The organism is Geodermatophilus sp. SYSU D00697, assembly GCF_054050175.1.
On record NZ_JBJGYV010000001.1, the window covers coordinates 189576 to 206399 of the forward strand.

Genomic DNA, 16824 nt, shown 5'->3' on the forward strand with positions numbered 1-16824 from the left:
GTCCCCTCGCGGCCCGGGGTGGAGCGCAGCTCGTGGAACACGTGACGGCGACCGGTGAGAGGGGCATCGTCGGGCAGGTCTGCGGCCGGACCGTGGCTGTCAGGAGTCGCGCGGGGCCACCAGGCCGGTCTCGTAGGCGAGGACCACGAGTTGGGCGCGGTCGCGGGCGCGGAGCTTGGTCATGGCTCGGTTGACGTGGGTCTTCGCGGTGAGCGGGCTGATCACCATGCGGTCGGCGATCTGTCCGTTGGACAGGCCCTGCGCGACCAGGGCGACGGCCTCTCGTTCCCGGTTCGTCAGTTCGGTCAGCCCTGTGCCGGTGTCGGTGGTGAGCGGCTGGGTGACGTAGCGGTCGATCAGCTTGCGGGTGATCGACGGTGCGAGCAGGGCGTCGCCGCGCGCGGCGACGCGTACGGCGTGCAGGAGGTCCTCCGGCTGGATGTCCTTGACGAGGAACCCGGCCGCGCCGGCCCGGAGTGCGTTGAAGACGTACTCGTCCAGGCCGTAGTTGGTCAGGATGACGACGTGCACCGACGCCAGGGTCGGGTCCGCGGCGATGCGGCGGGTCGCCTCGATACCGTCGAGGACCGGCATCTGGATGTCGATGAGCGCGACGTCGGGCAGGTGTTCCCTGGCCCGCGCCAGGCCCTCGCTGCCGTCGCCGGCCTCGGCCACCACCTCGATGTCGTCCTCGGTGTCCAGGAGCGCCCGGAACCCGCTGCGGATGAGCGGCTGGTCGTCGACCACCAGGACCCGGATCACGACGCGTGGCCCAGGGGGAGCTCGGCCTCGACGGTGAAGCCGCCCTCGCTGCGCGGTGCCGCCCGCAGGCGGCCTCCGAGAGCGGTCACTCGTTCGCGCATCCCCAGCAGCCCGACGCCGGGCACCGGCGCGGCGGCCGGCGTGGCCCTGCCGTCGTCATCCACCCGTATCAGCACGGCGTCGGGCCGGTAGTCGATCCGGACCGACGCGGTGGTGGCGGCGGCGTGACGGGCGACGTTGGTCAGCGACTCCTGGACGATCCGGTACGCGGTCCGGTCCACCGCGGTCGGCACGTCCTCGTGGTGTCCCTCGATCGTCAGCTCCGTGTCCAGACCGGACATCCGGGCCCGTTCCACCAGGTCGGGGACGTGATCGAGCCCCGCCGGCGGGTTCTCGTCGTCATCACGCAGCGCCTCCAGGGTGGCTCGCAGCTCTCGGGCCGCCTCGCGACCGGCCTCCCGGATCGCCAGCAGGGCCTCGGGCACCTGTTCGCCCCGCTTGCGGGCCAGGTGGACGGCGACTTCGGCCTGCACCTTGATGACGGAGATCTGGTGGGTGAGCGAGTCGTGCAACTCCCGCGCGATGTGCAGGCGCTCCTCGCTTGCGCGCCGCCGCCCGGTCTCCTCGCGGGTGCGCTCGGCCTCGTCCGCCCGGCGCTCGGCCTGCCGCAGCGCCTCACCGGCCGCACCGGCGGCGATCAGCCAGGCCAGTTCGAGGACGTCCCGGGACTGCGTGAACGCCTCGCCCACGGGCCAGTCGTGGGGGGAGACCAGGATCGCCAGCGGCACAGCAGCCAGCATGGTCACCGACCCGGCCACCGTGACGATGCGGTGTCCTGCCCGGACCGCGGCGTACACCGCGAACAGGAACGCGACGACCGGCACGTCGAAACCGAGGCTCTGGTAGCCCACCGCGCACAACCCGGTGACGACCAGCACGGTGACCGGAGCCCAGCGGCGGGCGACCAGCGACAGCCCACCGGCTGTCAGCAGCGCGTAGCCCAGCGGGTCGAGATCGGTGGAGGGGTGGTGGCCGGACAGCCCGGCCACCAGCAGGGTCGCCCCCACGCCGACGGCGATCGCCCAATCTCCGACGCTGATCCGCGCCCCGCCCATGCGGGCACGCTAGCCCGATGTCCGCGCAGGCGACTCCGGCGCACGGATGATCGACCGCCTACCGCAGACGCGGTACCTCCGGCTCCTGCGGTATCCGCGCGGTGGCCGGCTACGGCATCGGCGGCAGCGCGAACTGTCTGCGTCCGGACGACGACCGGCCAGGGGACAGGTGGCCATGATCAGCGGCGTCCCGTTGTGGGAGGAGGAGCACCCATGTCAGTCCGCCACCTGCTCGCCGCCGGCGCGGCCGCCCCGCTCGGCGTCCTCGGGTTCGCCGCCCCGGCAGCCGCGCACGTCCTCGCCCAGCCGGTCGCCGTCAGTGCTGACGCCGTCACCCCCGGGCGTCTCTGGTCCCTCGTGGCCGCGCTGCTGGGACTGGCCGGTGTGGTCATCGGGGGAGTGGCCCTGCGCTCCGCCGGTCGCATCGGTGGCGGCACCGGGAGGAACGGGGCCATCGTGGCCCTGGTCGCAGGGGTGACCGGCGCGGTCGTCGGCGGGCTCGTCGTGGCCGCCGCCGACGGTGGTCCCGGCACCGGCTACGGGATCGTCGGGGGCTTCATGGCCCTGGCGGTCGGGCTGATCGCCATCGTCCTCGGTGGGCTGGCCCTGGCCCGCTTGCGCCGCACCGGCTGACCGCAGCACGCACGAGCGCGTCCGGGGCTGCCCGGAGGCGGCCCGTCACGGTGGAGCGCCGCCCCGGCCGGCGGCCCGATGGGCCGCCGGCCGGGGCACGTGCGGACTCCCTGCGGGCCAGGACGCTGCACGACGCGCTGCCGTGCAGGGACACGCCAGGTCAGCGGTAGTTGTCGAACTGCAGGGCGACGTCGAGGTCCTTGCCGCGCAGCAGCTGCTGCACGGCCTGCAGGTCGTCGCGCTTCTTGCCGCTGACCCGCAGCTGGTCGCCCTGGACCTGGGCCTGCACGCCCTTCGGACCCTCGTCGCGGATGATCTTGGCGATCTTCTTGGCGGTGTCGGACTCGATGCCCTGCTTGATGCGGGCGGAGATCTTGTAGCTCTTCCCGATGGACTGCGGCTCGCCGGCGTCGAGGGACTTGAGCGAGATCTTCCGCTTGACCAGCTTGTCCTTGAACACGTCGAGGGCGGCGGTCACCCGCTCCTCGGTGTCGGCTTGCAGCGTGACGCCCTCCTCGCCGGACCACGCGATGCTGGCGTTGGTGCCGCGGAAGTCGAAGCGCTGGGCGAGCTCCTTGGCGGCCTGGTTGAGCGCGTTGTCGACCTCCTGGCGGTCGACCTTGCTCACCACGTCGAAGGACGAGTCGGCCATGTGTCGGTGCTCCTCTCGGTCCGTCGTCCCTGCGCCGTTCCGTGGTGGGGTCTCGGCGGGGGCGGCGGCGTCGTCTTGTACGCTCTCCCGGTACCACCACGGCGGGTTGCCCGAGTGGCCAATGGGAGCGGACTGTAAATCCGTCGGCACAGCCTACGAAGGTTCGAATCCTTCACCCGCCACAGGTACGCCGAAGGCCCCCGACCTCCGTAGAGGTCGGGGGCCTCCGTCTTCCTCCGGCGGTGCGTCACGCGGCCGTCGGGGCCCGGGCGCTGGCGACGGCGGTGCGGTCCAGCGGCTCCCCGCCGAGGAAGAGCCAGCCGAACGCGATCTCCACGCGACGGGTGCAGTGGACGGTGACCTCCACCCCGTCGGTCTCGGCGGACCATGCGTCGAGCGGCGTCCCGACGTCGGCGAGCTGGTCGGCCACGGCGGCCTGCGTGCTGGCCGCGGTGAGCGGGAGGGCCGTGCCCAGTCCCGTGGTGTAGAGCGTGGCCTCGTCGGTGGCGTTCGCCGCCGCGAGCGCCGCGCCGTCGCAGACCGCCTGCACCTGCTGTTGTTCGAGGAAGGCGTCGGAGGCGGCGATCGCGCCGAACGCCATGAGTGCGGCGACCAGCCAGCAGACCAGCACCAGGGGCAGCGTCGAGCCGCGTTCGGACCCCGCCGCCTCGGATCGCACGGCGGGCAGCGTAGGGCGCGCGCCGTCCTGTCCACGGCCTGTGGACGGCGCTGTGGACAGCTGTGGACCGGGGGGCCGGATCCCCGGTGCGGGGCTGGTGTCCCTGTGGACGGCGCGCGGCACGGCGTCCACTGTCCCTCTCCGGCCCCGGCCGGCGCAGCATGCTCACCCGTCCCGGTGGTCACACGAACAGGTGACGGAGAGGCAGAAATCGTAACCCATCGTGACGGCATGACGGTTCGTCACTCCGTCGTGATCTTCCGTGCTTGTCGCGATCGGGTGACGGGCAGCAATCTTCCGGGCGCGGTCCGTACCGAACGACGCTCTGCCCCCGCGCCTGGGTGACTGCCGCGCTACTTCCAGCAGTCCTTCATGCCTGAGGAGGCGTCATGAACACGCAGCGTGGGTCGAAGTGGGGTCGGGGTTCGAAGTGGGGCCGTGGCTCGAAGTGGGGCCGCGGTTCCAAGTGGGGCTGCTGAGCTCCCGCTAGGCACTTCTCGGGCAGCCGGTCCGGCGGCGGACCGGCTGCCCCCTTCGGGTTGGAGCGCTCCCTCCGGGGCGTTGTCCGCTGTTAGCCTCGGCGCGCTCTCCTCCCCTTCCCCAGAATCCGGGTGACGTTGGCCAGTCCCGAGCCGCGCGCGCCACAGCCACGGGCCGCCGCGCCACTCCATCCGTGGACGATCACGGCAGGCGGCTGCCTGCTCGCGGTGATCGCGGCCGTCCTCGTGTTCCCAGGGGCGGAGACGAGGCTGCAGCCGTTGCCCTTCCTCGTCGTCGCCGCCGCCTTCTTCCTCACCGAGACGGTCTCGCTGCACGTCGAGTTCCGGCGGCAGACCTGGCTGTGGTCGGTCAGCGAGATCCCCCTGACCATCGCCCTGCTCGAGGTGGGCGGCGTGTGGGCCGCCGTCGCCCGCGTCCTGGGCCTCGGGGTCAGCCAGGTGGTGCAGCGCTACGCGCCGGCCAAGGCAGTCTTCAACATCGCGGTGGCCGTGCTCGAGGTCGCCGTCGCCGTCGCCGTCCTCGAGGTCCTGCCCCTCGGTGAGCTGACCGAGCCGGGGACCTGGGTGTCCCTGATGGTGGCCGTGCTGCTCGCCGACATCGTCGGCACCCCGCCGGTCATCGCGGCGATCCGGCTCAGCGGTGGCAACCCCGGCCGGCGGATGTGGCAGGAGCTCCTGCTGCCGGTGGCCGTGGTCGGGCCCTTCGCGGTGTCCGTGGCGATCGTGACGCTGATGCTCACCAGCCAGACGCCCTGGGCCTCGGTGCTCATGGTGCCGGCCGCGCTCGCGGTGGTCCTGCTCTTCCGTCGCTTCGCGCTCGTGGCGCAGGAGCGCCAGAACCTCGAGCGCGTCTACGAGTTCGCCCGTCGCGTCGAGGGGGTCTCGCCCGACGAGGAGGGGACCCTCCAGATCGTCGACGCCGTCCGGGAGCTGCTCAACGCCGAACGCGTCGCGCTGTGGCTGCCCCCGTACCTCGACGAGGGACCGCAACTCGTCGTCGCCGCCGAGGACGGCCGCTCCTGGTACGACGGCCCCGGGGACCCCGACGACCTCATCCGCCGCCGCGCGACCGACGGGTCCAACGACGGTCCGCTGCTGGTGTCGCTCGCCCGCGCCACGGAGGCCGAGGCCGAGGCGCTGGCCCGGCGTGGCGCGCGGGACCTGCTCGCCGCGCCGGTGGCCACGGCCGCGGGGGAGCCGGGCTACCTCGAGGTCTGCGACCGGCAGAGCGACACCGTCTCCCTCGGCGGCGGTGACCGCTCGGCGCTGGACTCGATGCTCACCCACGTCAACGCGGCGATCCGCCAGCAGCAGCTGCTCACGCAGATCCGCTACGACGCCGACCACGACCGGCTCACCGGCCTGCCGAACCGGCAGCGCCTGGCGGTGGAGATCGACCAGCTCCTGGCCGCCGACCCGGTGGGCGGCCGCGCGGGGCTGATCCTCGCCGCGCTGGACAACTACACCGAGGTGACCGACACCCTCGGGCACGCGGCCAGCGACGAGTTGCTGCTGGTCACCGCCGGCCTGCTGCGGGAGCACGCGCCGCCCCAGGCCCTGGTCGCGCGCATGGAGGGGGAGCAGTTCGCCGTCCTGCTGCCCGGCCTGTCCCTGGCGGCGACCGAGCGCGCCGCCCGCCGGCTGCGGGAGGCCACCTCCACCCGCGCCCGGGTCGCCGGCCTCGACCTGGAGGTCACCCTCTCCATCGGGGTGGCCGCGGCCCCGGTCCACGGCACCGACGCCGGCACGCTGATGCAGCGCGCCGACGTCGCCCTGCTCGCCGGGTCCGGCTCCAGCGGCGTGGCCAGCTACCACCCGGTGCTCGACCAGCAGAGCCTGCGCCGCCTCCAGCTGGGCACCGAGCTCGAGCAGGCCATGGCCGACGGGCAGATCAGCGTCGTCTTCCAGCCCATCATCGACGCGCGGTCCTCCGACATCGTCTCGGTGGAGACGCTGGTGCGCTGGGCCCACCCGCGCTACGGCGCCATCGCGCCCGACGACTTCATCCACCTGGCCGAGCAGATCGGCCGGATCGGCCTGCTCACCGACCACGTGCTCGACCTCGCCCTGGCCCGCTGCCGCAAGTGGCTCGACCAGGACATCGCGCTGTCGGTCGCGGTGAACCTGTCGGCGCGCTGCCTGGCCGAGCCCGACCTGGTCGACCGGGTGCGGCGGGCGCTGCGGCGGCACGGTGTCCCCGGGGAGCTGCTGACCCTCGAGCTCACCGAGGGCAGTGTCGTGGACGACTCGGTGCGCAGCAGCACCGTCCTGGCCGACCTGCACGCCCTGGGCCTGCGGCTGTCGATGGACGACTTCGGCACCGGCTACTCGTCGCTGTCCCAGCTGCGCCAGCTGCCCATCGACGAGGTGAAGATCGACAAGTCCTTCGTGCTGGGCATGTCCACCAGCCAGGGGGAGTCGTTCATCGCCCGTTCGATCATCGAGCTGGCCCACAACCTGGGCCTCCGGGTGGTCGCCGAGGGCGTCGAGGACGAGCTGACGCGCAACCTCCTGGCCGAGATGGGTTGCGACAAGCTGCAGGGCTTCCTGGTCAGCCGGCCGCTGCCCGACGACCGCCTGGAGAGCTGGATCCTCGCCCGCACGGGGGTCCGGTCCGCGGTCCCGGGGACGCCGCACCGGCGGCTGTTCGTCCGCACCTGACCGGCCGGGGACCCCCCTGCAGCAGGCGTCCGCGGGCGTCGGGTAGAGTCGTCGACGGCTCCGGCCACCGCCCCTTTAGCTCAGTCGGCAGAGCGTCTCCATGGTAAGGAGAAGGTCTACGGTTCGATTCCGTAAAGGGGCTCCGACCAACCGGTCCAGTCGCGAGACCGGGCCGCACGGTCCTCCCGGCGGTGTAGCTCAGCCAGGCAGAGCAAGCGGCTCATAATCGCTGTGTCACCGGTTCAAATCCGGTCACCGCTACTCTCGACGGACCCCGCACTCCGGGGTCCGTCGATGTGTTGTACGACCCTGCGGGCGCCCGCCCGCAGGTCGGGGCCCGAGGGCCCGTACCGACAAGGCGAGGAGCGCCTCCATGGCAGCCACCGACATCCGTCCGAAGATCACCCTGGCCTGCCAGGAGTGCAAGAGCCGGAACTACATCACCCGCAAGAACCGGCGCAACGACCCCGACCGGCTCGAGCTGAAGAAGTTCTGCCCGAAGGACCGTCGGCACACGATCCACCGTGAGACGCGCTGACGCGGTCTCTGCCACCGCAGAGACGCGCTGACGCGGTCTCTGCCACCGCAGAGACCCGCTGACCCAGCGGTCCACGCGCGAAGGAGGGCGGGAGCATGGCGCTTGATCCGACACTGGTCGGGCGCAGCTACCCGCCCTCCGCCGTCTACGAGGTCGGCCGCCAGAAGATCGCCGAGTTCGCCGCGGCCATCGGCGCGACCGACCCCGTGCACCGCGACCCCGGCGCCGCTCGCGCCGCGGGGCACCTCGACGTCATCGCCCCGCCCACCTTCGCCATCGTGCTGACCCTCTCGGCGGCCGGTGTCGTCGTCGAGGACCCCGACGTCGCCCTCGACTACAGCCGCGTGGTGCACGGGGAGCAGAAGTTCACCCACCACCGCCCGATCCGTGCCGGCGACCGGCTGGTCGCCACCCCCACCATCGAGGCGGTCCGCAGCGTCGCGGGCAACGACCTGCTCACCACGCGGGTCGACGTCGCCACCGAGGACGGCGAGCCGGTGTGCTCGGCGTGGGCCATGCTCGTCGCGAGGGGGACGGCGTGAGCGCGCTGGTGCGGGCCGCGGACGTCTCCGTCGGCACGGAGCTCCCCGAGCAGGCCTACCGGGTCACCCGCGCCGACCTGGTGCGCTACGCCGGCGCCTCGGGCGACTTCAACCCCATCCACTGGAACGAGCGCGTGGCCACCGCCGTCGGCCTGCCCGGGGTCATCGCCCACGGCATGCTGACGATGGCGCTGGCCGGCCGCGCGGTCACCGCCTGGGCGGGGGACCCCGGGGCCCTGGTGGAGTACCACGTCCGCTTCGGACGGCCGGTGCTCGTCCCGGACGACGACGAGGGCGCCACGGTCGTCGTGCGCGGGAAGGTCGCCGCCCTCGGGGAGAACGGCCGCGCCCGCGTCGACCTCACCGTCACCAGCGGCGGCGATAAGGTCCTCTCGCTGGCCCGCGCCACCGTCCAGCTGGCGTGAACGCGCGGCGCCGGGCCGTCGTCGCGGCCGCCTCGGCGCTGCTCCTCACCGGGTGCGGGACCTCCTTCGTCGAGACCCTCGCCGCCGACCGCGCCGCCGGACCGGGTGCCGCTCCCACGGCGGAGCCCGGCAGCTGCGACCGGCGGGCCGCACCCGACCCGGACCGTCCCGTGGTCGACCTCCACTTCCGCCTGGCCGACGACCTGCACACGGTCACCGGCACGGAGACGGTGGTCTTCACGCCCGACCGCGCCACCGACGAGCTGGTCTTCCGGCTGGTCCCGAACGCCCCCGGCGCGGCCCGGGCGGGCAACCGGCTGGTCGTCGACGGCGTCCGCGGTGCCGACGTGGCCGGGGGTGACCACGAGGACGCGGGCGCCGACGGGCCCGGCGGGCTGTACGTCGTCCGGCTGGACGGCGAGCTCGCGGCCGGGGAGTCCACGGAGGTGGAGCTGGACTTCACCCTGACGCTGGGCCGCGGTGGGTTCGAGCGGGTCGGCACGGCCGAGGGCGTCTCCTGGTGGGCCAGCGGCGCCCCACTGCTGGCCTGGGAACCAGGGGTCGGCTGGGCCCGCGACCCCTTCGTCGACGTCCTGGGGGAGACCGCGACCAGCCCGGTCGCCGACACCACCGTCCGGGTCTCGGCGCCGGAGGCCCTCACCGTCCTCATGACCGGCGACCAGGACCCGCCCTCCGCCGCCCGGGACGGCCGTCGCACCTGGACGTCGACCGAGCCGGTGGCCCGGGACGTCAGTGTCGCGGTGGGGGAGTTCACCACGGCCACGGCCACCACACCGGCCGGGGTCGAGGTGACCACCGGGGTGCTGCCCGACCCGGAGGTCCCGGCCGACGAGCTCGCCGGCTGGACGGTCGAGGCGATCGCCGACCTCGAGCAGCGCTTCGGGGCGTTCCCGTACGCGACCCTCACCGTGCCGCTGCTGCCCGACTACGGCGGGGGCATCGAGTACCCCGGCTCGATCCTCCTGGCCGGTGCCGACCGCGTGGTGCTGGTGCACGAGGTCGCGCACATGTGGTTCTACGGGATGGTCGGGGACTCCCAGTTCCGCGACCCCTGGCTCGACGAGGCCTTCGCCAGCTACGCCGAGTCGGTCGTCTTCCCGGAGCCGGAGACCGAGGTGGACCGGGCGCTGGAGGTCACGGGGGACGTCGGCTCGGCGATGGACCAGTTCGCCGACACCCGGGCCTACTTCGGCCGGGTCTACGGCAAGGGCGGCGCCGCCCTGCTGGCCGCGCGGGAGGCCGCCGGGGCCGAGGCCTTCGACACCGCGCTGCGCTGCTACGTGGACGCCAACGCCTGGTCCATCGCCACCCCGGACGACGTCGCGCGGGCACTCGGGGACCTGCCCGCGGCACTGGACGTCCTCGTGGAAGCCGGGGCTCTGCAGGAGGACGACCTGCCCCGCTGAGCGCCCCGGAGCCCGTCCGAGCGCCGGGGAGGTCCTCCTCCCTCACCGCAGCGCGTCCTCCCGCACCGCCCACCCTGCGGGAGGACGCGCTTCGATCAGGTCACCGGATCGGAGCCGACCGGCGCGGCGCTCAGCCGGCGGAGCCGAGCAGGCGCTGCATCCGGGCCACGCCCTCCACGAGGTCGTCGTCGCCGAGGGCGTAGGACATGCGCAGGTAGCCGGGGGTGCCGAAGGCCTCACCGGGGACGACGGCGACCTCGGCCTCCTCGAGGACCAGCTCGGCCAGCTCGACGCTGTTGCTCGCCGTCCGCCCCGCGATGGACCGCCCCAGCAGGCCCTTCACCGACGGGTAGACGTAGAAGGCGCCCTGCGGCTCCGGGCAGGCCACGCCGGGGATCTTCCGCAGCATCGACACGATCGTCCGGCGCCGCCGGTCGAAGGCCTCCTTCATCGTCTCCACCGCCGACAGGTCGCCGTTGAGCGCGGCGATGGCGGCGGCCTGCGAGACGTTGGCCACGTTGGACGTGGCGTGCGACTGCAGGTTGGTGGCGGCCTTGACCACGTCGGTGGGGCCGACGACCCAGCCGACCCGCCAGCCGGTCATCGCGTAGGTCTTGGCCACGCCGTTGACGACCACGCACCGGTCGGCCAGCTCGGGGACGACGACCGGCATGGAGGGCGCGGTCGCCCCGTCGTAGGTCAGGTGCTCGTAGATCTCGTCGGTGAGCACCCACAGCCCGTTGTCGAGCGCCCAGCGGCCGATCTCCTCGACCAGCTCGGGCGGGTACACCGCACCCGTCGGGTTCGACGGCGAGCAGAACAGCAGGACCTTGGTGCGGGGCGTGCGGGCGGCCTCCAGCTGGGCCACCGACACCAGGTAGCCGCTCTGCTCGTCGGCCACGACCGGCACCGGGACGCCGCCGGCGAGGGCGATCGCCTCCGGGTAGGTCGTCCAGTACGGCGCGGGCAGCAGGACCTCGTCGCCGGGGTCGAGCATCGTCGCGAACGCCTCGTAGACGGCCTGCTTGCCGCCGTTGGTGACCAGCACGTTGGCCGGGGTGACGGTCAGGCCCGAGTCGCGGGCGGTCTTGGCGACGATCGCCTCCTTCAGCGCCGGCAGGCCACCCGCGGGGGTGTAGCGGTGCATGGCCGGCTGCCGGCAGGCGGCGACGGCGGCCTCGACGATGTAGTCCGGCGTCGGGAAGTCCGGCTCGCCGGCACCGAAGCCGATCACCGGCTTGCCCGCCGCCTTGAGCGCCTTGGCCTTGGCGTCCACGGCCAGCGTCGCCGACTCGGCGATGGCGGCGATCCGGCGGGAGATCCGCCGCTGCGCGGGCGGCAGGTCGGGGGCGGGGGCAGCGGGCTCCGAGGAGGAGACGGCGGTCATGCCCTCATCGTGTCAAAGGGCGGCGTCCGGGGTCGCCCCCGTTCCCGGACGACCCGCCCCGCAGGGCCACGGACGGTGAGGGGTGTCGTGGTGGAACGGCCGGTCCTCACCCCCTCCCGGGCCTCCTGCCACCCCGGGAGGAGGCGCGTTGGCTGCCGGTCCCGTCGGTCCCGTACACTCGGTGTCCTGGGGCAGGTGACCCCGCCACCGGCGTGCCCCGGATCCCCCCGACGGGGCTCGGTGCAGACCGTGGTGGGGCGCGCGGTCCCAGGGCCCGGCTCAGGGCACTAGGGGTGTAGCTCAATTGGCAGAGCAGCGGTCTCCAAAACCGCAGGCTGCAGGTTCAAGTCCTGTCACCCCTGCCCGTGCCGCCGGCTCCCGCCGGCGACGAGCACGACACGTACGACGGCAGCACAGACCACCGACCGCCGGCCCCAGGGCAGCGGCCACCACCCACGAGGCGAGCGAGGCGCAGTGAGCGACGAGAAGCCGGGACGCGAGGACGACCCTCGCGCCGCCTCCGACGCCGAGCTGACCGACGAGCAGCTCGACCGGGAGGCGCCGGGCGTCGAGGACGCCGCCGAGCTCGAGGCCGCCGAGGCCGACGTCGCCGCCGAGGCCCAGGCCGACGAGGACAAGGTCGTGGCCGGTCGCACCTCCGGTGCCCGCCGCGGGAGCCGCATCACCGCCGGCGACGACGAGGGCGACGACGAGCCCGTCGCCCCGCGCACCCGGCGACCGGCCCGCGAGCGCACCGCCTCCCGTCCCGCCGGACGGGCAGCGGAGGGTGCGGGCACGCGGTCGCGCGCGGCCGCGCAGCGGGCCCGCACCGAGGAGGTCCGCCAGCGGCGCAGCCTGCGCCGGTTCCTGCGTGAGGTCGTCGCCGAGCTGCGCAAGGTCATCTGGCCGGGACGGCGGGAGCTGATCACCTACACGACCGTCGTCATCGTCTTCGTGGCCTTCATCGTGGCGCTGGTGGCCGGCCTGGACCTCCTCTTCGCCCAGGGCGTGCTCGCCGTCTTCGGCTGAGCCCACCCGCCCCGACCACACGACGCCGACGAGGAAGAGACACCGTGACCGACCCCCGCGAGCCCTTCGAGACCGACAGCGCCGTCGAGGGGATCGACCTCGACGACGCCCGTTTCGACGTCCGCGGCGCCGCGGACGTGGAGACCGGCGTGACCGAGCCCGGTGCCGCCGAGGGCTCCTCCGACACCGCCGACCAGGACGTCCTCACCGGCGTGGCCGACGCGACCCCCGAGGTCGAGAGCGGGGACGTCGACAGCCTGGTGAGCGACCCGCTGGCCGCTCCGGCGCCGTCCTCCGACCTGGGCGAGGGCGAGGAGGACGAGGACCCGGCCGAGGCGCTGCGCAAGGCGCTGCGGCTCGCGCCCGGCGACTGGTACGTCGTCCACTCCTACGCGGGCTACGAGAACAAGGTGAAGACCAACCTCGAGTCCCGCATCCAGTCGCTGGACATGGAGGACTACATCTACCAGATCGAGGTGCCCACCGAGGAGGTCACCGAGATCAAGAACGGCAAGCGCACGCAGGTCAACCGCAAGGTGTTCCCCGGCTACCTGCTGGTCCGCATGGAGCTCAACGACGAGTCCTGGGGCGCGGTGCGCAACACCCCCGGGGTGACCGGTTTCGTGGGCGCCACCTCGCGGCCCTCGCCGCTGACCCTCGACGAGGTCGTCAAGATCCTCGCCCCGGCCACCCAGAAGCAGGCGGCCAAGGCCGCCGAGACGACGACCACCACGGCCGCGCCGGCCGCCGTCGTCGACTTCGAGGTCGGCGAGTCGGTGACCGTGATGGACGGCCCGTTCGCCACGCTCCCGGCCACGATCAACGAGATCAACGCCGAGCAGCAGAAGCTGCAGGTGCTCGTCTCCATCTTCGGCCGGGAGACGCCGGTCGAGCTCTCGTTCAACCAGGTCCAGAAGATCTGAGGAAGGACCCCGTCGCCCCGTCGCTCGCAGGCTCGCGCCGGGACCCGCGACGAGGCCGTTCCACCCCGTCACGAAGAAGGAAGTCATGCCCCCCAGGAAGCGGTTGACCGCGGTCATCAAGCTCCAGATCAACGCCGGTGCGGCCACCCCCGCCCCGCCCGTGGGTCCGGCGCTCGGCCAGCACGGCGTCAACATCATGGAGTTCTGCAAGGCCTACAACGCCGCCACGGAGTCGCAGCGCGGCAACGTGATCCCGGTCGAGATCTCGGTCTACGAGGACCGCTCGTTCACCTTCGTCACCAAGACCCCGCCGGCGGCGCGCATGCTGCTCAAGGCGGCCGGCGTCGAGAAGGGCTCCGGCGAGCCGCACAAGACCAAGGTCGCCACCGTCACGCGTGACCAGGTCCGCGAGATCGCCCAGACCAAGATGGCCGACCTCAACGCCAACTCCCTCGACGAGGCCGAGAAGATCATCGCCGGCACCGCCCGGTCGATGGGCATCACCGTCCAGGGCTGAGGAAGTCGCCGCCGTCCGGCGGCGTTGCACCACCGGGTCCGCACCGGACCCGTTCGAGCACCCGTGGGAGGGCCTGCGCCAGGCCCGCGCACCACACGACCTCCCGGCCGCGCGCCGGGGGAGAGGACACACCATGGCGAAGCACGGCAAGAAGTTCCGCGAGGCGGCCGCGAAGGTCGACCGCGACAACCTGTACTCCCCGCTGCAGGCGGCCTCCCTGGCCAAGGAGACCTCGCCGACGTCCTACGACGCCACCGTCGAGGTCGCCATGCGGCTGGGCGTCGACCCGCGCAAGGCCGACCAGATGGTCCGCGGCACCGTCAACCTGCCGCACGGCACCGGCAAGACCGCCCGCGTCATCGTCTTCGCGACCGGTGACAAGGCCGCCGAGGCCGAGGCGGCCGGCGCCGACGTCGTCGGCTCCGACGACCTGATCGAGCGGATCCAGGGCGGTTTCCTGGACTTCGACGCGGCGATCGCCACCCCCGACCAGATGGCCAAGGTCGGCCGGATCGCCCGCATCCTCGGCCCGCGCGGCCTGATGCCGAACCCGAAGACCGGCACGGTCACCCCCGACGTGACCAAGGCCGTCAACGACATCAAGGGCGGGAAGATCAACTTCCGCGTCGACAAGCAGGCCAACCTGCACCTGGTCATCGGCAAGACCTCGTTCGACGAGGCCAAGCTGGTGGAGAACTACGCCGCGGCGCTGGACGAGGTCCTGCGGGCCAAGCCCGCCGCGGCCAAGGGCCGGTACCTCAAGAAGGTCACCATCTCCACGACCATGGGCCCGGGCATCCCGGTCGACCCGAACCGCACCCGCAACCTGACGGTGGACGAGTCCACCGCCTGAGAGAGGACCCCGTCCTCCCCACCCTTCGCAGGCTCAGGGCAGGGCCCGGGACGGGGCCGAGGGGAAGCCCACGAGGCCCCGCAGCGCACGTCGCTGCGGGGCCTCCGGCGTTGCCGGGGCCGGAAGGGACGGTGGCGGCGCGCGGTTGTCGCGGTCATGAGCACCCTGGGGACCATCGGCGCGGGTCACATCGGCAGCGCACTCGCCCGCGTCGCGCTCGACGCGGGTCACGACGTCGTCCTGTCCAACTCACGCGGCCCGGAGACGCTGGCCGAACTCGTCGCCGAGCTCGCCGCCCGACCCACGTCACGCGGCTCGGTGCGGGCGGCCACCGCGCGGGAGGCGGCCGAGGCCGCCGACCTCGCCGTGGTGACCATCCCGCTGCACGCGATCGGTCAGGTGCCGGTCGAGCCGCTCGCCGGCAAGGTCGTCATCGACACCGGCAACTACTACCCGCAGCGGGACGGCCGGATCGCCGACCTGGACGAGGGCCGGGCCACGAGTTCGGAGCTGCTGCAGCGGCGGCTGCCGGCGTCCTCGGTGGTCAAGGCCTTCAACCACATCGCCGCCGCGCAGATCGTCGACCACCGGTCGCCGGCCGGTACCGAGCACCGCCGGGCCCTGGCCATCGCGGGGGACGACGCCGCGGCCAAGCAGCGGGTCGCCGCGTTCATCGAGGAGCTGGGCTTCGACGTCGTGGACCTCGGCACGCTCGCCGACAGCTGGCGGATCGAGCCGGGGACCCCCGGTTACGGAGCCGAGGACGAGGCAGGGCAGCTGCGCGCCCACCTGGCCGCCGCCACGCGGAGCTGACGGCGGAGAGTCGTGGACCGGCCGGCTACCGGCTCGGCGCATCCATCGCGTACTCTTGGTCCCGTTCCCCCCAAGACCGCTGGTCGTCGCACGTCCGCGTGCGATCGAAGGTCCCGGATCCCGGGCGACCCGCGCAGGAGGACGGTTCGATCGACGGGCGCGCTGCGACCGTCCCTCGCCCCGTGCGCCCTGCGCCGGGGCGTTGCTCGTCTCCGGGCCCGGTATCGCCCGCCGTCGTGCACCGGCCGGTGGTCGCCCGACAGACGAGAGGAGGCCCATGCCCACGCAGGCGAAGGCCGCGGTGATCGACGAGATCACCGAGCGGTTCCAGTCGTCCAGCGCGGCGGTGCTCACCGAGTACCGCGGGCTGACCGTGGCCCAGCTGACCCAGCTGCGCCGTTCCCTCGGTGAGGGCAGCAGCTACGCCGTCGTCAAGAACACGCTGACGAAGCGGGCCGCGGAGCAGGTCGGTTTCGCCGACCTGGCCCCGCTGCTCAACGGGCCCACCGCGATCGCCTTCATCGAGGGCGACCCGGTGAACGCCGCCAAGGCCATCCGAGACTTCGCGCGCGCCAACCCGCTGCTCGTCGTCAAGGGCGCCGTGGTCGAGGGCCGCACGGTCGGCGCCGCCGAGGTCACCGCCCTCGCCGACGTCGAGCCGCGCGAGGTCCTGCTGGCCAAGCTGGCCGGCGCGATGAAGGGCAACCTCACCAAGGCCGCGGGTCTGTTCCAGGCCCCGCTGTCCCAGGTCGCCCGCCTGGCCGCTGCGCTGCAGGAGAAGAAGCCCGCCGAGGGCGCCGACTCCGCTGCTGCTGACACCACCACCACCGACTCCGACGCTGCCGCCGGCGACGCCGCGGCCAGCACCGACTGACCCCCGAAGGAGAGATCATGGCCAAGCTGTCCACCCAGGACCTGCTCGACGCGTTCAAGGAGATGACGCTGCTCGAGCTGTCCGACTTCGTGAAGCAGTTCGAGGAGACCTTCGAGGTCACCGCTGCTGCGCCCGTCGCCGTCGCGGCCGCCCCGGCCGCCGGTGGCGCCGGTGGCGACGGCGGTGCCGCCGCTGCCGAGGAGCAGGACGAGTTCGACGTCATCCTCGAGAGCGCCGGTGACAAGAAGATCCAGGTCATCAAGGAGGTGCGCGGCCTGACCTCGCTGGGCCTCAAGGAGGCCAAGGACCTGGTCGACGGCGCGCCGAAGCCGGTCCTGGAGAAGGTCGCGAAGGACGCCGCCGAGAAGGCCAAGGCCGCTCTCGAGGGCGCCGGCGCCACCGTCACCGTCAAGTAGGAGGACCTCGCTGCCCCCGCGCCTCGCAGGCTCGGCGCGGGACCCTGCAGCGAGGCCTTGCCCCGGCGGACGCCGGGT

18 protein-coding genes and 4 tRNA genes are annotated in these 16824 nt (G+C 73.1%); 17 read left to right on the top strand and 5 right to left on the bottom strand.

Going from position 1 to position 16824, the window contains the following annotated elements; all coding sequences use genetic code 11:
* Positions 1-99: 99 nt before the first annotated feature.
* Positions 100-762 carry a response regulator gene (locus tag ACI79C_RS00935; RefSeq protein ID WP_456943739.1) on the bottom strand — a complete coding sequence of 221 codons (663 nt, stop codon included), beginning with the start codon at positions 760-762 and terminating at the stop codon, positions 100-102.
* Positions 759-1877 (bottom strand): histidine kinase, encoded by a 1119-nt coding sequence (locus ACI79C_RS00940; RefSeq protein ID WP_456943740.1) that lies wholly within the window; start codon positions 1875-1877, stop codon positions 759-761. Before ACI79C_RS00940 ends, ACI79C_RS00935 begins: the two co-directional genes overlap by 4 nt.
* A 213-nt stretch (positions 1878-2090) precedes the next feature.
* Between ACI79C_RS00940 and ACI79C_RS00945 the strand changes: the two genes are divergently transcribed.
* Complete coding sequence (locus ACI79C_RS00945; RefSeq protein WP_456943741.1) at positions 2091-2510, top strand: DUF6223 family protein; 420 nt, start codon at positions 2091-2093, stop codon at positions 2508-2510.
* Positions 2511-2670: 160 nt separating this feature from the next.
* On the opposite strand, the gene ACI79C_RS00950 is transcribed toward ACI79C_RS00945, so the two are convergent.
* Complete coding sequence (locus ACI79C_RS00950) at positions 2671-3162, bottom strand: YajQ family cyclic di-GMP-binding protein (protein ID WP_456943742.1); 492 nt, start codon at positions 3160-3162, stop codon at positions 2671-2673.
* Positions 3163-3262: 100 nt separating this feature from the next.
* Between ACI79C_RS00950 and ACI79C_RS00955 the strand changes: the two genes are divergently transcribed.
* Positions 3263-3344 (top strand) — tRNA-Tyr (locus tag ACI79C_RS00955).
* Positions 3345-3409: 65 nt separating this feature from the next.
* Here the strand turns inward: ACI79C_RS00955 and ACI79C_RS00960 are convergent.
* A complete protein-coding gene (locus tag ACI79C_RS00960) occupies positions 3410-3841 on the bottom strand; it encodes a pilus assembly protein TadG-related protein (protein ID WP_456943743.1) in 432 nt (143 codons plus the stop codon).
* Between the two features lie 707 nt (positions 3842-4548).
* Here ACI79C_RS00960 and ACI79C_RS00965 point away from each other — a divergent pair.
* The 7 genes from ACI79C_RS00965 (at position 4549) to ACI79C_RS00995 (ending at position 9934) form a co-directional block, all read left to right on the top strand.
* The gene (locus tag ACI79C_RS00965; protein WP_456943744.1) at positions 4549-7002 is read left to right on the top strand and encodes a putative bifunctional diguanylate cyclase/phosphodiesterase; all 2454 of its coding nucleotides are present in this window, start codon (positions 4549-4551) and stop codon (positions 7000-7002) included.
* Between the two features lie 69 nt (positions 7003-7071).
* Positions 7072-7144, top strand: a tRNA-Thr gene (locus tag ACI79C_RS00970).
* A gap of 45 nt (positions 7145-7189) precedes the next feature.
* Positions 7190-7263 (top strand) — tRNA-Met (locus ACI79C_RS00975).
* Between the two features lie 112 nt (positions 7264-7375).
* Complete coding sequence (rpmG, locus tag ACI79C_RS00980) at positions 7376-7540, top strand: 50S ribosomal protein L33 (protein WP_113782538.1); 165 nt, start codon at positions 7376-7378, stop codon at positions 7538-7540.
* A gap of 95 nt (positions 7541-7635) precedes the next feature.
* Positions 7636-8082 carry an FAS1-like dehydratase domain-containing protein gene (locus ACI79C_RS00985; protein ID WP_456943745.1) on the top strand — a complete coding sequence of 149 codons (447 nt, stop codon included), beginning with the start codon at positions 7636-7638 and terminating at the stop codon, positions 8080-8082.
* Positions 8079-8507, top strand: a complete 429-nt coding sequence (locus ACI79C_RS00990) for a MaoC family dehydratase (RefSeq protein ID WP_456943746.1) — start codon at positions 8079-8081, stop codon at positions 8505-8507. Before ACI79C_RS00985 ends, ACI79C_RS00990 begins: the two co-directional genes overlap by 4 nt.
* Complete coding sequence (locus ACI79C_RS00995; RefSeq protein WP_456943747.1) at positions 8504-9934, top strand: M1 family aminopeptidase; 1431 nt, start codon at positions 8504-8506, stop codon at positions 9932-9934. Before ACI79C_RS00990 ends, ACI79C_RS00995 begins: the two co-directional genes overlap by 4 nt.
* Positions 9935-10064: 130 nt before the next feature.
* Here the strand turns inward: ACI79C_RS00995 and ACI79C_RS01000 are convergent, their stop codons facing one another.
* On the bottom strand, positions 10065-11321 hold the full coding sequence (locus ACI79C_RS01000; RefSeq protein WP_456943748.1) for a pyridoxal phosphate-dependent aminotransferase: 1257 nt from the start codon (positions 11319-11321) through the stop codon (positions 10065-10067).
* Positions 11322-11610: 289 nt separating this feature from the next.
* Between ACI79C_RS01000 and ACI79C_RS01005 the strand changes: the two genes are divergently transcribed.
* The 8 genes from ACI79C_RS01005 (at position 11611) to rplL (ending at position 16746) form a co-directional block, all read left to right on the top strand.
* Positions 11611-11683 (top strand) — tRNA-Trp (locus tag ACI79C_RS01005).
* Between the two features lie 112 nt (positions 11684-11795).
* Complete coding sequence (secE, locus tag ACI79C_RS01010) at positions 11796-12350, top strand: preprotein translocase subunit SecE (RefSeq protein WP_456943749.1); 555 nt, start codon at positions 11796-11798, stop codon at positions 12348-12350.
* 44 nt (positions 12351-12394) lie between these two features.
* Positions 12395-13273, top strand: coding sequence for a transcription termination/antitermination protein NusG (nusG, locus tag ACI79C_RS01015; protein ID WP_456943750.1), 879 nt, complete (start codon positions 12395-12397; stop codon positions 13271-13273).
* A gap of 85 nt (positions 13274-13358) precedes the next feature.
* Complete coding sequence (gene rplK, locus ACI79C_RS01020; RefSeq protein WP_091446692.1) at positions 13359-13790, top strand: 50S ribosomal protein L11; 432 nt, start codon at positions 13359-13361, stop codon at positions 13788-13790.
* Positions 13791-13923: 133 nt separating this feature from the next.
* Complete coding sequence (gene rplA / locus ACI79C_RS01025; protein WP_456943751.1) at positions 13924-14643, top strand: 50S ribosomal protein L1; 720 nt, start codon at positions 13924-13926, stop codon at positions 14641-14643.
* Positions 14644-14799: 156 nt separating this feature from the next.
* Positions 14800-15456, top strand: coding sequence for an NADPH-dependent F420 reductase (locus ACI79C_RS01030; protein WP_456943752.1), 657 nt, complete (start codon positions 14800-14802; stop codon positions 15454-15456).
* A gap of 277 nt (positions 15457-15733) precedes the next feature.
* Complete coding sequence (gene rplJ, locus ACI79C_RS01035) at positions 15734-16330, top strand: 50S ribosomal protein L10 (protein ID WP_456943753.1); 597 nt, start codon at positions 15734-15736, stop codon at positions 16328-16330.
* A gap of 17 nt (positions 16331-16347) precedes the next feature.
* A complete protein-coding gene (gene rplL / locus ACI79C_RS01040; RefSeq protein ID WP_456943754.1) occupies positions 16348-16746 on the top strand; it encodes a 50S ribosomal protein L7/L12 in 399 nt (132 codons plus the stop codon).
* Positions 16747-16824: the final 78 nt, after the last annotated feature.